Source organism: Priestia sp. SIMBA_032 (assembly GCF_046535215.1).
Lineage (GTDB): Bacteria > Bacillota > Bacilli > Bacillales > Bacillaceae_H > Priestia > Priestia aryabhattai.
In genome coordinates, this window is record NZ_JAWRXD010000521.1 from 1 (window position 1) to 278 (window position 278).

Annotated in this window: 1 protein-coding gene; it reads right to left on the bottom strand. The window is 36.7% G+C overall.

The window, feature by feature from the left end; translation table 11 throughout:
- A partial coding sequence (locus SB717_RS35380) for a sigma 54-interacting transcriptional regulator (RefSeq protein WP_410907596.1) occupies positions 1 to 278 on the bottom strand: 278 nt, incomplete at both ends.

Genomic DNA, 278 nt, shown 5'->3' on the forward strand with positions numbered 1-278 from the left:
TAATAAGCTTTCCATGAGTGTATCAGGTATAGCGGCACAGTTCTGTGAAATAAAGGGTTTTGTTGAACGCTGACTTTCATTATGGATGCTTTGTGCAAATAGTTCTTTCCCAGTGCCTGTTTCTCCTACTAGAAGTATGGAGGAAGATGTACGAATTACTCTTTTTCCTTCAGTAATGATTGATTGAATGGCTTCAGAATCACCAATTATGTGATCAAAGGTAAATTTAGTACTTTGTTTTCGAGAAGGGCCCATTCTTATTGTTTGCTTTAAGTTAC